This window comes from Anaerophaga thermohalophila str. Valhall, assembly GCF_000250735.1.
In the GTDB taxonomy this organism is placed as follows: domain Bacteria; phylum Bacteroidota; class Bacteroidia; order Bacteroidales; family Marinilabiliaceae; genus Anaerophaga; species Anaerophaga thermohalophila_A.
The window spans coordinates 1-19,328 of sequence record NZ_AHZV01000112.1 but is presented as its reverse complement, the minus strand read 5'-3'; the positions used below and the strand labels follow the sequence as shown (position 1 = coordinate 19,328).

General features: G+C 41.3%; 15 protein-coding genes, 1 tRNA gene and 1 pseudogene. 3 read left to right on the top strand and 14 right to left on the bottom strand.

The window, feature by feature from the left end:
- Positions 1-158 precede the first annotated feature (158 nt).
- The 12 genes and pseudogenes from OQ5_RS0106120 to OQ5_RS0106070 all read right to left on the bottom strand — a co-directional run bounded on the left by OQ5_RS0106120 (position 159) and on the right by OQ5_RS0106070 (position 14,470).
- A complete protein-coding gene (locus OQ5_RS0106120; protein ID WP_016776636.1) occupies positions 159-896 on the bottom strand; it encodes a 2-phosphosulfolactate phosphatase in 738 nt (245 codons plus the stop codon).
- 1,117 nt (positions 897-2,013) lie between these two features.
- A pseudogene (locus OQ5_RS20420) lies at positions 2,014-2,886 on the bottom strand (MATE family efflux transporter); the annotation flags it as partial.
- Positions 2,887-2,901: 15 nt separating this feature from the next.
- Positions 2,902-3,351 (bottom strand): MATE family efflux transporter, encoded by a 450-nt coding sequence (locus tag OQ5_RS24330; protein ID WP_016776633.1) that lies wholly within the window; start codon positions 3,349-3,351, stop codon positions 2,902-2,904.
- 342 nt (positions 3,352-3,693) lie between these two features.
- Positions 3,694-4,359: a tRNA1(Val) (adenine(37)-N6)-methyltransferase gene (locus tag OQ5_RS0106105; protein WP_255297410.1), complete on the bottom strand. Its 666-nt coding sequence runs from the start codon at positions 4,357-4,359 to the stop codon at positions 3,694-3,696.
- Positions 4,360-4,406: 47 nt separating this feature from the next.
- Complete coding sequence (locus OQ5_RS24325; RefSeq protein ID WP_255297409.1) at positions 4,407-4,802, bottom strand: DUF2400 family protein; 396 nt, start codon at positions 4,800-4,802, stop codon at positions 4,407-4,409.
- Positions 4,711-5,172 carry a DUF2400 family protein gene (locus OQ5_RS24320; protein ID WP_016776630.1) on the bottom strand — a complete coding sequence of 154 codons (462 nt, stop codon included), beginning with the start codon at positions 5,170-5,172 and terminating at the stop codon, positions 4,711-4,713. The genes OQ5_RS24325 and OQ5_RS24320 overlap by 92 nt, the downstream gene beginning before the upstream one ends.
- 142 nt (positions 5,173-5,314) lie before the next feature.
- Entirely contained in the window at positions 5,315-5,968 is a 654-nt protein-coding gene (locus tag OQ5_RS0106095) for an ABC transporter ATP-binding protein (protein ID WP_016776629.1), read from the bottom strand.
- Between the two features lie 358 nt (positions 5,969-6,326).
- The gene (locus OQ5_RS0106090; protein ID WP_016776628.1) at positions 6,327-7,271 is read right to left on the bottom strand and encodes a calcium/sodium antiporter; all 945 of its coding nucleotides are present in this window, start codon (positions 7,269-7,271) and stop codon (positions 6,327-6,329) included.
- A 108-nt stretch (positions 7,272-7,379) separates the two neighbouring features.
- Positions 7,380-7,871, bottom strand: coding sequence for a twin-arginine translocase TatA/TatE family subunit (gene tatA / locus OQ5_RS20410; protein ID WP_016776627.1), 492 nt, complete (start codon positions 7,869-7,871; stop codon positions 7,380-7,382).
- A 95-nt stretch (positions 7,872-7,966) separates the two neighbouring features.
- Positions 7,967-10,996: a protein translocase subunit SecDF gene (gene secDF, locus OQ5_RS0106080; RefSeq protein ID WP_016776626.1), complete on the bottom strand. Its 3,030-nt coding sequence runs from the start codon at positions 10,994-10,996 to the stop codon at positions 7,967-7,969.
- Positions 10,997-11,258: 262 nt separating this feature from the next.
- Positions 11,259-13,676 (bottom strand): ABC transporter permease, encoded by a 2,418-nt coding sequence (locus tag OQ5_RS0106075; RefSeq protein WP_016776625.1) that lies wholly within the window; start codon positions 13,674-13,676, stop codon positions 11,259-11,261.
- A 113-nt stretch (positions 13,677-13,789) separates the two neighbouring features.
- Positions 13,790-14,470 (bottom strand): ABC transporter ATP-binding protein, encoded by a 681-nt coding sequence (locus OQ5_RS0106070; protein ID WP_016776624.1) that lies wholly within the window; start codon positions 14,468-14,470, stop codon positions 13,790-13,792.
- Positions 14,471-15,040: 570 nt separating this feature from the next.
- Between OQ5_RS0106070 and OQ5_RS0106065 the strand changes: the two genes are divergently transcribed.
- The 3 genes from OQ5_RS0106065 to OQ5_RS0106050 all read left to right on the top strand — a co-directional run bounded on the left by OQ5_RS0106065 (position 15,041) and on the right by OQ5_RS0106050 (position 18,308).
- Entirely contained in the window at positions 15,041-16,417 is a 1,377-nt protein-coding gene (locus tag OQ5_RS0106065) for a sigma-54-dependent transcriptional regulator (RefSeq protein WP_016776623.1), read from the top strand.
- Positions 16,407-17,768, top strand: a complete 1,362-nt coding sequence (locus OQ5_RS0106060) for a sensor histidine kinase (RefSeq protein ID WP_010422002.1) — start codon at positions 16,407-16,409, stop codon at positions 17,766-17,768. The genes OQ5_RS0106065 and OQ5_RS0106060 overlap by 11 nt, the downstream gene beginning before the upstream one ends.
- Before the next feature lie 177 nt (positions 17,769-17,945).
- Positions 17,946-18,308, top strand: a complete 363-nt coding sequence (locus OQ5_RS0106050) for a four helix bundle protein (RefSeq protein ID WP_010422007.1) — start codon at positions 17,946-17,948, stop codon at positions 18,306-18,308.
- Positions 18,309-18,380: 72 nt separating this feature from the next.
- Here the strand turns inward: OQ5_RS0106050 and OQ5_RS0106045 are convergent, their stop codons facing one another.
- Together OQ5_RS0106045 and OQ5_RS0106040 are read right to left on the bottom strand one after the other, a co-directional pair.
- Positions 18,381-19,046: a redox-sensing transcriptional repressor Rex gene (locus OQ5_RS0106045; protein WP_010422010.1), complete on the bottom strand. Its 666-nt coding sequence runs from the start codon at positions 19,044-19,046 to the stop codon at positions 18,381-18,383.
- 135 nt (positions 19,047-19,181) lie between these two features.
- Positions 19,182-19,256, bottom strand: a tRNA-Val gene (locus OQ5_RS0106040).
- Positions 19,257-19,328 lie beyond the last annotated feature (72 nt).

The following is a 19,328-nucleotide window of genomic DNA, read 5'->3' as shown; positions in this document are numbered from 1 at the left end:
GAAAACTTATGAATAAAGCAGGCTAAAAGTCTATTTTCAGGAGCAAATTCAAGAATAAAAAAAATAACTGTCTGTAATACATTGTGGTTACTCAGAATTCAAATCAAAGAGCGATGCTCATCTTATCGGTTATTTTTTGAGTAACCACTTTTCTTCTATTATTGGCTAACACTCCCTGTCTTGGGAGACACTATTGCACCATTTTCCCTCGTACAAACCAGATCAATACAATCTCTGCGAAAACAATAGCGAAGGTCTTCATCAAGTCCTTTACTTTTAAGCAGGCGGTAATGATTCCCCAGCGCAGCCAACTTGTGCAAATTGTCTCGAGCATCAACAAACAATTGATTGGCTGCCACTGCTGCATCTGTTAATTCCAAAGATATCTCAGCAAACGAATTCAACAGCTCAACCATATACCCGGCACACAAAGTGTCCTCAATATTAAAACTCCCGCTGTTGCCCGAAGCAATCAACACAACATCATCTCTTTGTTTCAGAATATTTATTGTAGCTTCTGAGTTTAAAAACGATGCTACGAACAGTTCCGCGGCATCTTTGGCAGCCCTAATGGCCCTGGTCCCGTTGGTCGTAGTCATCACGAGCGTTCGCCCCTTTACAACAGAGGGCACCATATCAAGCGGACTGTTACTATAATCAAATCCTTCAATTGCGCTTGCATTACGTTCACCTACAAGAATAACATCCTCATGGTGCGAAGCCCGGTATTCAAAAGCCTCTTTAGGAGATAAAACAGGAATCACCCTGGAAGCTCCGTTATTTAAAGCGGTTACCATAACCGATGTGGCACGCAATACATCAATAACAACAACTGTTTTCCCGGCAACCCGGTCAGAGGTTACTTCCGAAGCTGAAAAAATGACATCTAAATTCAAAACTAAATCTTTTTAATTAGTGCTTGCTGAATAATTTTTAAATAATTAATAATAAATAATTTACATCGAATAATTCCATTTAAGGTGCAAGGTTTTTCATGCAAATCTTTAAAAATGTTTGCACCTGTAAATCAATAGATCGTGAGATTTTTAGATATAAGTAATTTAGTTAGTAGTTTTTAGTCATTAGTCAATAGTAATTTTTTTCTGGTACTGACATATTCAAAAAACTAACAAATTAGCATAAATAACATGTTTTTAGAGGTTTGTGTATTTTGTAAGATAAATGATTTAAGATGATTTTTACAACATTAATATACTGCATTTAAATAAACAAACCTATTTAGATACAAACAATTGACATACAGTGCATTGCAAAATCCAACGAAGTGTTGTGTAAATGTTAATTGTGGTTCTACCACGAATTTAATGGCAACTTGCAATTTGTTTATATGTAGTTAAAATATAGTTAAACGTAGTTTATATGTTGTATTTTGTTTTTTTCAACAATATTTCAACCACATTTATAACTATATTTCAACAAATATTAACCACTAAAATAAGGGTAGTACCTTAATTGTCAAATATCACTATTTAAAAGAATGTTGTAATAATGAACCACTTTAACTATTCAAAAGGCGCGGTGGCCTGTCCGCTTTCCGGGCCTGCGGATGGCGGGAAGCCAAAATGGGCGACATTAATACGGATAAAAATTTCTTTTTAAGGTCGTATTGAACTCGCAAATATTTCCAATAGAAAGTCTTTATGCTGGTTTGAGAAATCACAGCTATGTTCTCGTTTCATGGCCTTGCGCAATGGCCGGAAATTTTGGCTTTCGCGGGGAGCCAGGTTTAAGCGGACCAGACTTTTTTGGTTTTTTTTGGGTCAATGCCAAAAAGAACAATAGAAAATAAATTTGAAACAGACTGCTGACTTTTTCAGCAGCCTCTAATTAGTGTTAGTCTATAAACTCCCAAAAAATTTTTACAATTTGAGTTTCTGTTCAGCAAGTGTCATTTACAAGGCTTGCGAAGTCCGAAAATACGGAAATTACTTATCGTAAATGAGTAATTTCCGGACGAGCGTAACACAGTAAGTGGCACTTTCTGGACAGAAACTAATTATCTTTTGTCATCCATCTGAAACGTAACAAAAGAAATAATGAAATTGAAAATAATCCTAACAAATAACCGTACCATATTCCACGCGGTCCGAAATTAAGAACAAAAGCAAAAAACCAGCCGGCAGGTAATGCCAAAATGAAATAAGCCACGAGCAACATTCCAAACGGAAGAGTCACATCCTCCAATCCCCGCAGAGCCGCAAGCATAGTAACCTGCAGGCCGTCAAACAGCTGAAAAGCACCCGCTACCAGCATCAGTCCCGAGGCAATAGCAATAACTTCCTCACTTTCAATAAAAAGAGCGGGTAAAGCATTCCGAAACAATACAAATAAAATTGCACTGGTTCCCATAAAAGCCAGAACCAAATGCAGCGAGGCAAATGTAGTGGCTCTTAATGCCTCCTTTCTGTCCTGACCAACAAACTGGCTGACCTTTACGGTAGTTGCTGCCGCAATGCCCTGGGCCACCATAAACGTAAAACTGGCAAAACTAAGAACAATCTGATGCGCTGCCAGTGCTGATGCACCCAACCAGCCCATCATTATGCTTCCCAGGCTAAACGCGAGTACTTCCACAAAATGCTGGCCACCAATGGGAATCCCTAACCACATAAGACGAAGACTTTTCGACCACGAAAACCTGGTTTTACTGATATGGCTCCTGTAAAAACCGAAAAAATCGAACTTAAAATACACCCATATAAAAAGCAGTGGCATCATAGTGCGGGCTGTCAATGTTGCATAACCGGCACCCATTAGTCCCATGGCAGGAAACCCAGCTTTACCAAAAATCCAAAGATAATTCAAAAAGATATTGAGTAGGTTGGCCGTTACGGTGATAGCCATTGCAATCCGTGTATTCCCAAGTCCTTCGGCAAATTGTTAGAATGTAAAAAACAGAACAAACGGTATCATGGACACAACCAGTACCCTGTAGTAAGGTAAAGCTGCTTCAACAACAGCTTCAGGTTGACCCATAAAAGGCATTACATACGATACCAGCCAGAGTATCATTGAAAGCAACAACCCAGCAACCTGAAAGGCATAAAGCCCCTGTTTGAACCATGATGCGGCCATAATCTTATGCCCTCCTCCGTATGATTTCCCTACCAGTGGTGTTAACCCGTTGACCATTCCAATACCAAACACCATTCCAACCACAAATACCGTATTAGCAAAAGAGGCTGCAGCGAGAGGAACAGTTCCCAACCGGCCAACCATAAGGTTATCGGCAAGTACAACAATCATCTGACCGGCCTGCGCCAGCATTACCGGCATGGCAAGGATCAAATTTGGCCTGTAATGTGGTGTATATTTATTTATTGATGTCATCAATAGATCTTTAGATCTTTTAGATGCAAGATAATTTTTATATGCTTGATAATCTGATGTTTAAATTTCAAAAACTTTAAAAAGCAAATAACTAACTACCAATTATCTGTAAAAATCGAACGGACAATTGATGAGTCTCCACTTAGTGCGTGTCAATAAACCTGAAAAAATTTTTACAATATATGTGTCTGTTCAGAAAGTGCCGGTTGCAAGGCTTGCGAAGTGGCCAAAAAACGGAGTTTACTTTTCGTAAATGAGTATTTTGGCGGCAAGCGTAATAAAGCAAATGGTACTTTATGAACAGACACTACTTAAAAATCTCTTGTGCATCAGACGGATTGATTAGAAATTTAAATAAAACGCACGGGTCAGTTTCACAAATTCATCCGAATAGCGATGACGTGCCAACTCCACAAACAACTCTTCTATCAGGAATTGTTCCGGCATATCGAGCCCCCACAACGAAATAACACGCATCACTGCTTTGGAGGGAGTGGGACGAACATTGAGCTTGCGATGCTCAAACAAACCTTTTCGGGAAGCAGCCAGTCGAAACAACTCATAATCCGGAAGCGGCAATATTAAAGAAAAAAAACCATTTTTGCTTAATAATTTTTTCACACCTTCAATCAGTTCTTCCTGTTGCAACAAATGATTGTGTCTGGCCGAAGCTTTTCGCTCAGAAGGATTCTTCAATCCATTTGAAAAAAACGGAGGATTACATACAATCAGATCATAATGATTTTTAGTTTTCACGCAGAAATCCTGAAAGGAAGTATTAAAAACCTTAAGCCGGTCGCTCCAATCCGATTTACTGAAATTTACTTCCATATCTTCACATGAAGGAGCATCAATTTCAACCGCATCAATCTTGGCCGAGGGGCACCGCTGTGCCATCATCAAAGCAATCAGGCCTGTTCCGGCTCCAACGTCAAGAATTGTGGTGACGGGATAATCGGGTACGGGTGTCCATGCTCCAACCAGGACACCATCGGTGCCTACTTTCATGATTGCTCGGTCTTGCCGGATTGAAAACTGCTTAAAATGAAACATACTCAGAATTCCTCATAAACACCGAGTCCGAAGAGTGCATAATCATAAAACACAGGGTCTTCGGGCCGGAATTCTTTTAATTTTCCGGTTAGTTCGGTAACACTTTTTAAATCATTGGACTTGCGGGCCAGCAGCCCCAATGACCGGGCCACTCTTGCCACATGTATATCCAGGGGGATAAGCAAATCGGCCGGACTAATATTTGTCCATAGTCCGAAGTCGACAGGAGAATCCCGGCGAACCATCCACCTGAGAAACATATTAATCCGTTTGGCTGAGGCATTCCTCAATACATTTGCAATGTGTTTACCAGTCCTTGCAGGTGGTTCGTATGCAAGAAAAACCTCGACGAAAACGTGAAATGGCACCAATAATTCCGTCGGAACGGTAACCGTCATAAAAAACCTTCTGAAGTCCGCCATGATGAAGATATACCTTATGAAGAGCTTTCAAAAAATAATATGCATCAACCTCGTTAAATGTTCTGTATACAAACCCGGTCAGGCGTCTATACTCCCTCTCAGATGCATTCCCCACAAAATCGGCAGGAGACATATCCATACGCTCCATCAACTCTTGAGCTTTAGATAATATCATTCTCCGCTTGCCCCAGGCAAATATGGCTGTTAAGAAGCCGGAAATCTCAATATCCTCTCTACTTGAAAACAAATGGGGAATCTGTACAGGGTCATCATTAATAAACCAGCGTGCCTGATACCAGGACGCTTTTTCATCCAGAAATTCTTTTAACTCCTGTTCTGCCAACATTAAGTGGTTCGTCGTTTAATTTTCGCGGAAATTTTCTACGGAAAAGAGCATGACAAAGATTGTCACAAATGAACATGTATAAACCCCAATCATGCGAGTTCCAACAGACCAATAACTTAAATTAATTTTGCACCGTTGAAAGTCAGTCTACTATAACCCCGTCAACAATGTGAACAGTACGGTCGGCTTTACTGGCAAGATGCTGATCGTGAGTAACAATCACAAACGTCTGATTAAACTGTTTTCTTAAGTCTACGAATAAATCCATTAGCTCGTCCTGATTTTTTGAATCCAAATTGCCGGATGGTTCATCGGCAAAAACCACAAGAGGATCGTTCACCAAAGCTCTGGCTACTGCAACCCTTTGCTTTTCGCCTCCGCTCAAATGCGCCGGTTTATGGTCAAGCCTGTCGCTAAGCCCCAGATATGCCAAAAGCTTTAACGCCCTGTTCTTTGATTCCTTTTCACTCCTTCCGGCAATAAGCCCCGGAAGCATGCAGTTCTCCAAAGCAGTAAACTCAGGCAACAACTGATGAAACTGAAAAACAAAACCGATGTGCCGGTTTCGGAATTCTGCCAAACGGTTACCGGTAAGTTCACTAATCTTTGTATCATTTATAATCACTTCCCCTCCGGTAGGCTTATCGAGCGATCCCAATATCTGAAGCAAAGTAGTTTTGCCTGCACCACTGGCTCCCAAAATAGTTACAATTTCCCCTCTGTCAATAGTAAGGTCAATCCCCCTAAGGACTTTTAAATCTCCAAACTGTTTTTCAATATTTTGTCCGATTACCATTTAAGCAAAATTATTAGTGCCTGTCCATCATAGACCGTTAGATGATTAGATTTAAGATGACTAGTGTCGTGTCAAGCATAAAATATCGCACCAAGCATCACTGATTTTCTTTTTTTCTTCATGATAAAAAGCTTACGTAGCTATGGCTATGCGCGCTTTTTATCATTTTGAAAAAAGCAAAAATCAGTTTCAACTTATACGACATTTTATACATGACACGACACTAGTATTCCATTGAAAACTGCATTTTATTAAAACAAATCCTTAAATATGACCAATTGAATATAAGGTATTTGAAAAGCTCAACGATCTATTGTGTCTGTAAACTCCCAATAAATTTTTTTAATATCTGTTCATATTACGTATTAAACAAAAACCAAATATAAAAAATATAAACCAAAAGCAAGACAGCCCCCTTAAACCGGGTAATCAACCCTTTGCGCAAAGGAATCATAAAAAGCATCAGCAAGATACCTATCCCCGTCATCCACCAAAAATCGAAAGTAACAATCCGTGACGAAACCTCCAATGGTTTTAGAAGAGCCGTTATACCCAATATGGAAAAAACATTAAATATATTGGAGCCTATAATGTTTCCAACCGATATGTCCATTTCCTTTTTCATTGCAGCCGCAAGAGATGTAGCCAATTCCGGGACACTGGTGCCAAAGGCAACCACCGACACGCCTACCACCCTTTCACTGACTCCCCAACCAATAGCCAGGTGGCTTGCACCGTTAACAAGCCATTCCGCACCAAAATATAAGCCGGTAACAGATAGAACTATTATCAAAACAGAAGCCGAAAGTTTCATAACAGGCTCAGGAAAAACTTCTTCCTTCCTGAATGATTGTCGACGCGAATGAATTACCGACCAGAAAAGATAAATAACCATCAACAGAAAAAACACGAATCCCTCTCCTCGCTGTAGAAGGCCATTATTCAAAAACAAAAACAACAAAAGGAAAGAAAGCATCATCACCAACCAGTCAAATACGACGGAAGGCTGACGCACAGAAATGGGAAATATAATAGCCACACATCCGAGGATTAAAGCAATATTAGCAATATTCGAACCTACAATATTTCCGATTGATATATCTGGAACGTCAGTAAATACAGCATCAACACTAACAAACAACTCAGGAGCAGAGGTGCCGAAAGCAACTACTGTAAGGCCCGCTACTAAGGGGCTGACACGAAAACGGCGGGATAATTCAACCCCGGCTTTCACCAGCCAGTCACCACTGAAAAAAAGCAAAACAAAACCAGCCAAAACCTGTAAATATGATATTATTTCCATAAGGCAAGGTATCACATATTTTTAGACAAAGGTTTAACGGGCAGTAGTTCTACAAGATGATAAAATAGTTTAAATACTATCACAAGGTACAGGCTTCCTGACCGGCCATTATTGTTCTCCTGTCTTCTCTTCATCATCCTTTTCCAACTTATCGCCGGTTAAATGATCCTCTTTACCTGAAGCTCCCGTCTCATTGCGTTTACCATCATCATTTATCCCATATACTTCCCTGGAAACCTCATCCGAACCATCTGGAGTATCATCCTGATTCTTTGTTGACTTATCAACAGAGGAATCATCATTTCCCGAATCATCTTCAAAGGTCTGCTTCACATCTTTCCCTGCCCTTTTAATATCCTCTCTCATCTCGCGTCCCTGCTCAGTGATATAATGTCGGGCTTCATCGAAATCTTCTTTCAGGTCACTGGTGCTTTCGTGAAACTCCTTCTTAATATCCTCAGCCGCTTTTCTGAATTCATTCATTCCCTTGCCCAGCATTCTTGCGAACTCGGGAATTTTATTGGCCCCGAACAGCAACAATACTACCAGGAAGACTACAATTATCTCCCCCATGGAAATACCAAAAAGAAATGTTACCATAACAGCCTGATTTGTTCCTGTCAAAGATATAAAAAAATTCCCCGGTTGACTTTAATGCAACCGGGGACAATAAAACAATTATTTTATTTCTTCATTTACTTTTTACGTGCTTTGGCCTTTGCCTTTATACGTTTCTCAATAAAATTGAAAGCAATGGGTGAAGCGATAAACAGAGACGAATAGGTACCGACAACAACACCAACAATCAATGCAAACACAAAGCCCTGAATAACTTCACTTCCAAACAGGAATATAACGATTAACACAACCAGGGTTGTAAATGAGGTATTCATGGTTCGGCTAATGGTAGAGTTCATTGCCAGGTTGAAAACATCTTTCAGCTCACGCTTTGGATAAAGAGCTCTGTACTCCCTTATTCTGTCAAAAACAACCACGGTATCATTAATGGAATATCCAATAACAGTAAGAATAGCGGCTATAAACGACTGGTCAATCTCCATGGAGAAAGGCATAACTGCATAAAGAAGAGAGAAAATCCCTAACACGATCAATACATCATGCACCAGTGCACCTAACGCTCCAATTCCAAATTCCCAGTTTCTGAATCGAATCAAGATATAAAGGAAAATAACCACCAATGAAAAGAATATGGCATATCCCGCCTTATTTCTGATATCGCTTGCAATGGTGGGGCCAACCTTTTGTGAACTTTGCCGGTAATCCGACAAAAACTCATCCAGTGTCACATTGTCACCAATGAAGGGCAAAAGTCCTTCATACAGACGTTTTGTTACCCGGTCATCAGCATCTTTATCATCCACATCAACCAGATAGTTTGTTGTTATTCTGATCTGATTATCCGCACCGAAAGTCTTGGCTTCAACGTTGGCACCATCAAAGGCAGCAACGAGGGCAGACTGCACTTCAGTGGAAGGTACAGGCTCATCGAAGCGCACCACATAGGAACGACCTCCGGTAAAATCAATGCCTTGTTTCAATCCTCTTGTTCCAAGGGACAGTATACCCAATAACAGAACAATTCCGGAAATAACTATAAATACCTTTCGCTTTTCAATAAAACGAATGTGCATCCCTTTGAAAAGATTTTCAGTCAGTTTGGTGGCAAACCTTATATCGACTTTTGATTTAAGAAGACTTTCATAAATCAGACGTGTAATAAAAAATGCCGAAAAGAAAGAAGTAGCAATACCAATCATCAGGGTAGTAGCAAATCCTTTAATGGGGCCTGTCCCGAAAGTGAACAGAATAAATCCGGTAAGGAAAGTGGTAACGTTGGCATCGATAATGGCAGAGAAAGCATTTTTATACCCATCGGCAACAGCCAGCTTTAAACCTTTACCGGCTTTCAACTCCTCTCGTATTCGTTCATATATCAGTACATTTACGTCAACCGACATACCAATCGTCAGTACAATACCTGCAATTCCGGGAAGTGTTAACACTGCGTTGAAAGCAGCCAGAACGCCCATAATGAAAAACATATTGGCAATCAATGCGAAGTCGGCTACCAGACCGGCTTTGATACCATAATAAATGAGCATGTAAATCAGGACGGCAATAAATGCCCAAATAAATGATTTAAGTCCGGCATCAACAGCTTCGGAACCAAGTGAAGGCCCAACAACGGTACTTTCCACAACTCTTGCGGGGGCAGGCATTTTTCCTGACTCCAGCACATTGGCAAGGTCTTTAGCTTCCTGCGGTGTAAAATCACCGGTGATAGAGCTGCGTCCTCCTTTTATTTCATTCTGAACAGTAGGAAAAGAGTATACATAGCCGTCCAATACAATTGCAATAGACCTTTTAATGTTGGCTTTGGTCAGCCTGGCCCAGGTTTTGGCACCTTCACTGTTCATAGACATCTCTATCTCATATTGTCCCTGCTGATTGGTAACCGCCCTTGCCCCTGAGACGGCATCTCCTTCTAATGGAGGACGTCCGTCATGGCTGGTCACCTTCAATGCTACCAGTTGAAACAATTCATCGTTTTCGTCAAACCGCTGATTGGTCCAATATTGAGCTTCTTCGGCAGGAATTGGTTTCACCGTCCAAAGGAATTTAACATCACGCGGGAGGACTGATTGTACCTCTTCCATAGAAAGATAACTGTTCACCTTACCGGTGTCCCGCGAAGTTGCAAGCCCAACTACAGGGCTATTCGGACGCCCGCTGGGAGCAAGATACGTAAAGAGTGAAGTTATTCCTTCCTCCTGAGCATCAACCTCCAGTGTATCGCTTTCTATTTCATCGAGTAATGCCAGATCGCTTTCCTCTTCACCCTCTTCCGGTGAAACATCAGGCTTCACTTCTGTTGTATCCGCATCCGGCTTTCTAACGGCTTCAATCTCGGCCGTTAACTGATTTACGCTCATTAGGCTTTCAAAAATTTCCTCCTGATTGTAAGTCTCCCAAAACTCCAAATTGGCAGTGCCCTGTAAAAGGTCTTTAACCCGTTCCGGATCACCCACTCCGGGAAGTTCTATGAGAATACGGCCGGTCTGATCCAACCGCTGAATATTGGGTTGTGTTACCCCAAAACGGTCGATACGTGTACGAAGAATATTAAAGGCATTATCAATTGCGCCTCTGGCTTCTTCCCGGATGACGCGGAGAACTTCTTCGTTGGTAGAATTGTAATCAACTTTATCCCTTAATTCAACAGTATTAAAAATAGCCGCCAGACGACCATCGGGAGCAACCTCCTCAAAAGCTTCTCCAAAAAGTGTAATAAAATCTCTGGTAGAATTTTTCTCCCTTTCACGAGCAAGCTTTAATGCTTCGATAAAAGCTTCGTCCTGATTGTAATTGGAAAGCGCTTTGATTATATCCTCAACCTGAACCTCAAGAATAAGGTTCATTCCGCCTTTGAGGTCGAGTCCGAAATTGATTTCACGCTCTTTACATTCCTGATAGGTATATTCCCTTAATCCGAAAAGAAAATTATAAACTACCTCATTCTTCATGGAATCGAGATAGTTGAACCGGTATTCATTAACCAGATCGGGATCTTCCCCGCCACGCTGTTTGGCATACACCTCAGCCTGTTTTTCAACCTGGCGGGTCTGAAATGTAAAGATCAACTGATACAAACTAACCAGTGCCAAAAGAATGGCAAATAGTCTGATCGCTCCTTTGTTCTGCATTTGTAGGTATTTTTTTTATTTCAAAATCACATTCATGAGCCCACTCTTTAAAGCTCTTTTTGCCAAACTCATTGTTGCGGGATTCTTTAGTCTCTCATTAACAAAAAGTTAACTTCGAACCAAAATTTTTCTGCACCACAACCTGACAAAACAGCTCGTATCAGAGCCCACTCCTTCATTTTTCTAAACGCGCAAATATATTGATTTTTTTTAAAACCATTTGGGTTTGTGAAGTTAAAAGTATGGGAAAGGAAGTGTCCGCTCAGAACTGATGCAATGACATCTGTTTTCGGAGTTTTCCCACTCCGTGGCATACAATCCCGGCAGCGATTCCGGTAAGTAAAACAGCAGGAACAATGAAACAAAGATAATCCGAATAATAATGAACACTAAACGTCTCTAACCAAATATTCAAAAGCATTTGTGAAACTGGCAAAGCCAAAATAACACCAGCTGCAACGAAACCCCAATAGCCACGAAAGAGGCTACGGATAATACGAAAATCACGGAATCCGATAATCTTGCGCAGGAAGAAGCCATGACGCCTGGTGGCCATTAAAAACGAAACCAAACCTGTCATTCCCAGTGAAGCCATTATTACCACCAAAACAGCAAATGCTGTGGCAAGGGAACTATACCGGTAATCTTCACGGTAAAAATTATCGAGTCGCTCCTCGATCAGCCCGCCCTGAAAAGGAGCGCCTGTGCCTGAACGATCCCAAACCTTTTTTATCCGGCTATACACAGAGCTGTAATCAACGTCTGAATAACGCACCAGAAGACTACGGGGAATTTCCTGACTTTGAACGGGAACAAACATGGCTGGTCTCAAAATATTTTTAAGACTTCCAAGATATACATTTTCAACAATTCCCGTTATAGGATACTCTATGATATCGCCCCCTCTTGAGGCCATGGTCTGAAGTTTTTGCCCATCGAGTTTGCTAATGTTCATCAATGACGCGGCCTCCTCATTTATCAACACTCGGCTGGTATCATTACAGTAAACCTCACCGCTTTTTATTTCAGTCCGTAAAGTCTCGAAAACAGTACAATCGACATAAAATACAGAAAGAAAATATGTTCTGGTACTGTCTTCTGCCAGGTTAAAAGACATTATAGAGACAGGGTCACCCGGATTGGAATACATTTTACTCACATGCGAAACCCCGTCAATCTTGCTAAGTTCGCTAATAACCGAATCAACATCCTCATCTAAATAACGTGCCCTTTCAATGAGAACAAGGTTTTGAGGATCAAACCCAAGGTCATAATTTTTAACAAAATCCATTTGCCGCCACATTCCTATTGCAACCGCGCAAAGCAAAACGGCCACAAATACCTGAATAAGGACCAATGCCCCTCTGAACCATATTCCCGGATAAGACGAGAACCTATTTTGTCCGGTGTAAAGATGTACCGGCCTAATCCCGGAAAAAACCGAAGCCGGATAAAGCCCCGACAACACCCCTACCAATAAAGTAACAACCAACACCCATGACATATTGATGTGTTCACGGTAGTTCTGATCCCCAAAATCCATCCGGAAAAGATCACTGAAATAAGGAAGGAGTAACTCCACCAACACAAGTCCTAAAAAGAGAGCTATAAAACTAAACAATACCGACTCACTGATAAATTGTACAACCAGGCTGCCTCTTCGCGCCCCGAAAATTCGCCTGACGCCTGCTTCCCTCACCCGTTCCAACGCCCGCGAAGTTGTAAGATTCATAAAATTGAACGCTGTCACCAACAGAATAAAGAACGCAATCCCCAGAAATATATATACATACAGAGGACTTGTGGTTTCCCCAATCTCAAAATCACAATTCGAAAAAAGATATATATCTTCCAATTTCTGGAAATGATAATTCAGAAATGTTTGTGACCGAGGATCAAACAACTCATCCCGTTGTTCTTCCATTTCGGGCTGAACATCCGAATTGAACCGGTCGGCAAGTAAATCTGTGTCCGAGCCAGGCCTGGTTCTTATGTAAATATAAGTAATCAGTGAAAACCAACTCTCTTCAATTTCTTTATAACTCTGACCGTAATGTTCCTTTAGCTGCTTTTCAACGATCCGGTATGGTAAAACAATATCATATTTAAAATGACTGTTATCAGGAACATCCTGATATACGCATCTTACCACAAATGTATCTGTTTCGTTGATACGAAGAGTTTCTCCAATGGGATTGCGGTTCGCAAACAATCTGGAAGCCACCGATCTGGAAATAGCAATTCCCGTTGAATCGGAAAGGAAATCTTTTGCATCACCCAATAGAAAAGGACGGGAAAATACCGAAAAGAATGAAGAGTCGGCAAAAATAATATCCGACTCATAGGCTTTGGCATAATCACTCTGAACAGGTTTTTCAGAAGTATCAATAATCCTTGTCAATGCAGAAACCTGGGGATACTTTTGTAATCTGGAAGCCAGCACCATTGGCGTAAGAGCTACATCAACATACTCATCTTCAAGCTTCCCCTTCGATACTACCCGATAAATATTATCAGAATCCCGGTAATGTTTGTCGTATGAAAACTGATAATAAACATATTCCAGCACAAAAATGCTCATTGCTATTCCTACCGAAAGCCCGAAAAGAGTCAGCAAAGAAAAGCCCCGATGCAGAAACAGTGTCCGGAACGATGTATTTATATAACTCCAAATGCGCATAAATCAACTTGTGTGTGTGTAATAAACTAAACCTTTTTTATCAGTATAAAATTTGTCTGAGTTATTGGTCTGATGGAACTCGTTCCGATTACCAGGAACTCATTTCAATCCTTTCATCGACCCTCTGTGGAATGAGAGACCACGTGACCATCAAACATCTGAATAATGCGTTGCCCGTGTCTTGAATTATCTTCGGAATGGGTAGCCATGACAATGGCCGTTCCTTCCTCATTTATCTGACGAAACAATTCCATAAACTCTTCGCACTCACCGGAACTTAAACGACCACAAGGCTCATCGGCAAATATAATATCGGGCGAATTGCTACAAGCCCTGGCAAGCGCAACCTTTTGCTGAGTCAGGTCACCAAGCCTGCAAGGAAACTGCCGTTTCAAATGAGTTAAGCGGAATCGTTCCATCAGGTCATCGACGATCTTTCTCTTCTGCTTGTGCTTAAAGGGTAAATATTGTAGTGGCAATTCAATATTTTCCGAAATCGTCAAATCCTCAATCAGATGAAAGTTTTCGAATACAAAGGCAATATGTTCTCGCCTTATTTTATCCCTTTCCGAATCAGAAATATGAGCAACCTCAGTGCCTTTAAAATATATTTCACCCCCCGAAGGCGCATCAACCAATCCCAATAAACCGAGTAATGTGGTTTTCCCGCTTGCCGACGGACCTCTGACAACTACGAATTCGCCTTCATTAATATCAATATTGATGTTTTGCAAAGCATATCTTACGTGCTCTCCACGTTGATAGAATTTTTGTATGTTTCTTGTATGTATCATAAATTTAAAAATGTTCGAAATCGGACACTATATGTTCATTCGCGAACACTATGATGATTTCCATAGGTCAACGTCAAATTAGAGGCAGGTAAAATTAAAAACTTGCCGGAAGATTACTGGTCATTGTCCCAACATCATCTAATATCTTCCGGCTATTTTAAATGTATCATAAATCCGGCCAAAAACAACTATTCACTGATATGCATTATCTTGAGAAAATCCTAAAGCACTTTTCTATTTCTAAAAACATAAAAATTGTTCGTTAACGAACAATTTTTAATACATTTGAAACGAGCATGGCAAAGTTTGCCTCAAAATAGATCGTTATATTTTTAGATTTAAGATACAAGATGATTCGTATATCGTTGAAAATCTGCATCTTATTAATCGATACCCTTTTATCACAAACAATTGATTTGCAGTATATGAGTGCGGTATAAAAAGCATTTTTTTGTCAAAATCAAGGCGTTTTAAATTTTTGTGTGGTTACAGATGCGCACTAAACTAACTGTCATTTGAAAATTTTTAACGGAGTATTGGGAAAAAGTTTAATGGATAAAATTTAATGCTATGGCCACAAAAACCGGAAAAATTCTTGCAGTTGACGATAACACCGATATTCTGTTTGCTTTAAAATTATTGTTGCGTCCGCACGTAGAACTCATCACCACGGAAACCGATCCGGAAAATATTCCTTCGCTGATGAAAGAGACAGACTACGATGTGATTCTACTGGACATGAATTTTACCCAGGATGCCATCAGTGGTAAAGAGGGATTCTACTGGCTCAGCAAAATACTTGAGATTGATCCGCAGGCAGTGGTTCTGTTCATTACTGCATACGGAGATGTGGAAAAATCTGTACAGGCCATTAAAGCAGGCGCTACAGATTTCATTATCAAACCATGGCAAAACGAAAAGCTTCTGGCCACTATATCTTCGGCTATTAAGCTGAACCGTTCGCGCCGTGAAGCCTCCGACCTGCGCGAAAAACAAAAAGAGATCAACACCATCATGGATCAGCCCTTCGCCGATTTCATTGGTGCTTCTCCGGGAATGCAGCAGGTTTTCAGTACCATTAAGAAGGTGGCCGGAACCGATGCCAATGTTTTGATACTGGGTGAAAACGGAACCGGAAAAGAATTGGTTGCAAGGGCACTTCACCGTAACTCATTGCGAAAAGATGAAGTATTCATCAGTGTAGACCTTGGGGCACTCAGTGAAACACTTTTCGAAAGCGAGCTCTTTGGACATGTCAAAGGGGCATTTACCGATGCCAAAGCGGATCGTCCCGGACGGTTTGAACTCGCCTCGGGAGGAACCATCTTTCTTGACGAAATTGGAAACCTCTCTCTTCCGATGCAGGCAAAACTGCTTACAGTGCTCGAACGAAGAGAAGTTACACGAGTAGGAGCCAATAAACCCAAATCCATCGACATAAGACTCATTAGTGCAACCAATATGCCATTGAAACAAATGGCAGCAGAAGACCGCTTCCGCCAGGACCTTATTTATCGTATCAACACGGTAGAAATTGAAATTCCCCCACTTAGGGAGCGCCCGGAAGATATTCCCCTTCTGGCAGAACATTTTCTGAAAATATTTGGCAAAAAATACAATAAAAAAATCAACAAACTCAGCAATCAGGTTATCAAAAAGTTCCGTTCTTATCCATGGCCGGGAAATGTTCGTGAATTTCAGCATGTGCTGGAGCGGGCCGTCATAATGAGTGAATCGCCCAACCTCGACGAAAACGATTTCCAGCTTTCATCTCACGGTGGTACTGCCGACTCTTTCGAGTTTGATACCTACAACCTGGAAGAAATAGAACAGAAGGTTATTGAAAAAGTCCTGCGTATGCATAGCGGTAACATTTCCAAAGCCGCATCCGATCTGGGACTGACTCGTACATCACTTTACCGGAGAATGGAAAAATATGGGCTTTAATAATTTCAGAACCAATTATATCATCCGGACAGTTTTGCTGACTGTCTCTATCTTCGGGTTCAGTTACCTGTGGTACAACACCAGTCTAACCATGACTCTTATACTGGTGGGACTCCTCATTGTTTTCCAGGTGGTGGCCATGATATTTTATGTTGACCGCACCAACCGTGTACTTAACAATTTCCTTGAATCCATTCGCTACTCCGATTTCACCCGAACATTTCAGGTTGAAAGTCTTGACTCATCGTTCGATAAGCTCAAAAAATCGTTCAATGAAGTGATTAAAGATTTTCAGGCGGTCAGGGCCGAAAAGGAAGAGAACTATTTTTACCTGCAAACAGTCATTCAGCACATCGGAATTTCCCTTATCGCTTTCCAGAAAGACGGCAAGGTGGAACTGATCAACAATGCGACAAAAAAACTATTTCAGGTACGAACGTTACACAACATACAAGGATTACGTGAGTTTAGCCCGGACATCGTCCAAAAGCTTCTGACAATCAAGCACGGAGAGAATACCCTGGTGCGTGTGCGGGAAAAAGACGACCTTTTGCAACTGGCCATCTATGCCACCGAGTTTCGCATTCACAACCGCAGTATTATGCTGGTTTCTATCAAAAACATCCAGCAGGAACTCGATGAAAAAGAAATGGAATCGTGGCAGAAACTTATACGGGTGCTCACACACGAAATCATGAACTCCATCACCCCGATATCTTCTCTCTCATCCACGATCAAGCAGCTGATACAAAATATCATTGATTCACTCGAAGCCCGGAATGTGGAACAAGAAGATACCGAATCGCTGAAGGAGGTAGAGCAGGCTCTGCAAACCATTCACAAACGAACCGACGGATTACTCCACTTTGTCAATACTTATCGCAACCTGACTAAAATACCCACCCCGAACTTTACTATTTTCAAAGTATACCATCTGCTCAACAATATACGGGAGCTCCATGAAAAAGAAATTAAGGAAAAAGGTATTACCTGCAAAGTGATCGTGGAACCCGAATCACTGGAACTATCAGCAGACGAGCACCTGATTGAACAGGTGTTGATAAACCTCGTTAAAAACGCCATTCATGCGCTCGAAAACAGGGAAAATCCCCGGATCGAAATCAAGGCCTTTCTCAACCGGCGCGGACGTATAACCATTCAGGTAACCGATAACGGCAAAGGCATACTGCCCGATGTTCTGGACAAAATTTTCATCCCGTTCTTTACCACAAAGCCTCAGGGTTCCGGAATTGGTCTCAGCCTGTCGCGACAAATTATGCGACTGCACAGGGGAAGTATCAACGCGTATTCCGAACCGGGAAAAGAAACCACGTTCTCTCTGACTTTTTGAGCTGTTGAGGATTGAGCTGATGAGGATTGAGCTGGTGAGGATTGAGCTGATGAGGGTTGAACTGATGAGGATTGAGCTGATGAGGATTGAACTGATGAGGATTGAGCTGATGAGGATTGAGGGTTGAGGGATGAGCTGAAATATCCAAATATTATTATACCATTAAAACCCTAATTTATGAGTGATTTCAATCGGAAGTATTGCAAAAGATCAAAGGCCTTTGCCATTGAAATTATCAAGTTTTATGCATCGTTGCCAAAGCTTGCCCAACACCAAATGATTGGCAAACAACTTTTTCGCTCAGGAACTTCTGTTGCAGCAAATTTCAGAGCAGCAGCCAGAGCAAGATCCGAGAAAGAATACTTTTCAAAACTCAGCATTGTAGTGGAAGAATGCGATGAAACGCTTTTCTGGATTGAACTCTTAGAGGAAAGCGAACTAATGACATTAAATCAAACAAGTCATCTCAGGAATGAATCAGAAGAGTTATTAAAAATCTTTGCCTCAACAAGAAAAAAGATAGGTGAAAGATTAAAATAGCTGGTGAGGGTTGAGGGGTGAGCTGATGAGGATTGAGGGGTGAGAAATGAGCTCATCAGCTCACCAGCTATACTAATATTTTTTTTCGTCTTGCTTAATTTCGTGAAGCCGGTTAAACATTACAGCCAGATGTGCATACAAGGAAGTATTCTGAACCACAACATCGTCGGGGGTTTTAATTCGGACAGGGGTAAAGTTCCAGATAGCGCGAATACCTCCTTCCACCATTAAATCAGCTACCTGCTGGGCACTTTCGGTGGGGACGGTCAGTATGCCTATTTCCACACCTTCTTCGCGCATAAGCTTAAAATCGTCGATGTGATGAATGGGAACATTAACGATCTCGCGACCAACCACGGCAGGGTCTATATCGAAAGCTTTTACAACATTAAGGCCGTACTGTTTAAGGCCGTGATCGTGCAATAAAGCCCGACCGAGACTTCCGGCACCAAAAAGGAAAGCTTTATCTACCATCCTGAATCCAAGGAAATCTTCAAGTGCATCGATCAATGGTTCCACTTCATATCCGACACGGGTTTTGCCGGTGATACCGGTATAAGAGAGGTCCTTGGTTACCTGTGTGGGATCGACCCCCATATCACCGGCAATATTGGTTGAAGAAATGTATCGGTCGCCTTTACGGGAAGCAATTTTCAGATAAGCCAGATAACATGGCATACGGCGTAAGGCAGGTTCCGGGACGGGAAAACTTCTCTTTTTGTTACTTCCTTCTTCCATGTCAGATTTTTATTTAAACCTGGTTGTTAAGATACAAATTTAATGAAGTTTTTCATTAACGAAAGAAATCATTAAATAAAAAGGACCTTTCTACTTTAAAACAAAAAAAAAGGACCTTTCGAGGTCCTTCATAGGTGGGCGATAATGGATTCGAACCATTGACCCCCTGCTTGTAAGGCAGGTGCTCTGAACCAGCTGAGCTAATCGCCCTGTTGAGAAAACAGTGTCAAACTTTCTAAAAGTGATTGCGGTGGGCGATAATGGATTCGAACCATTGACCCA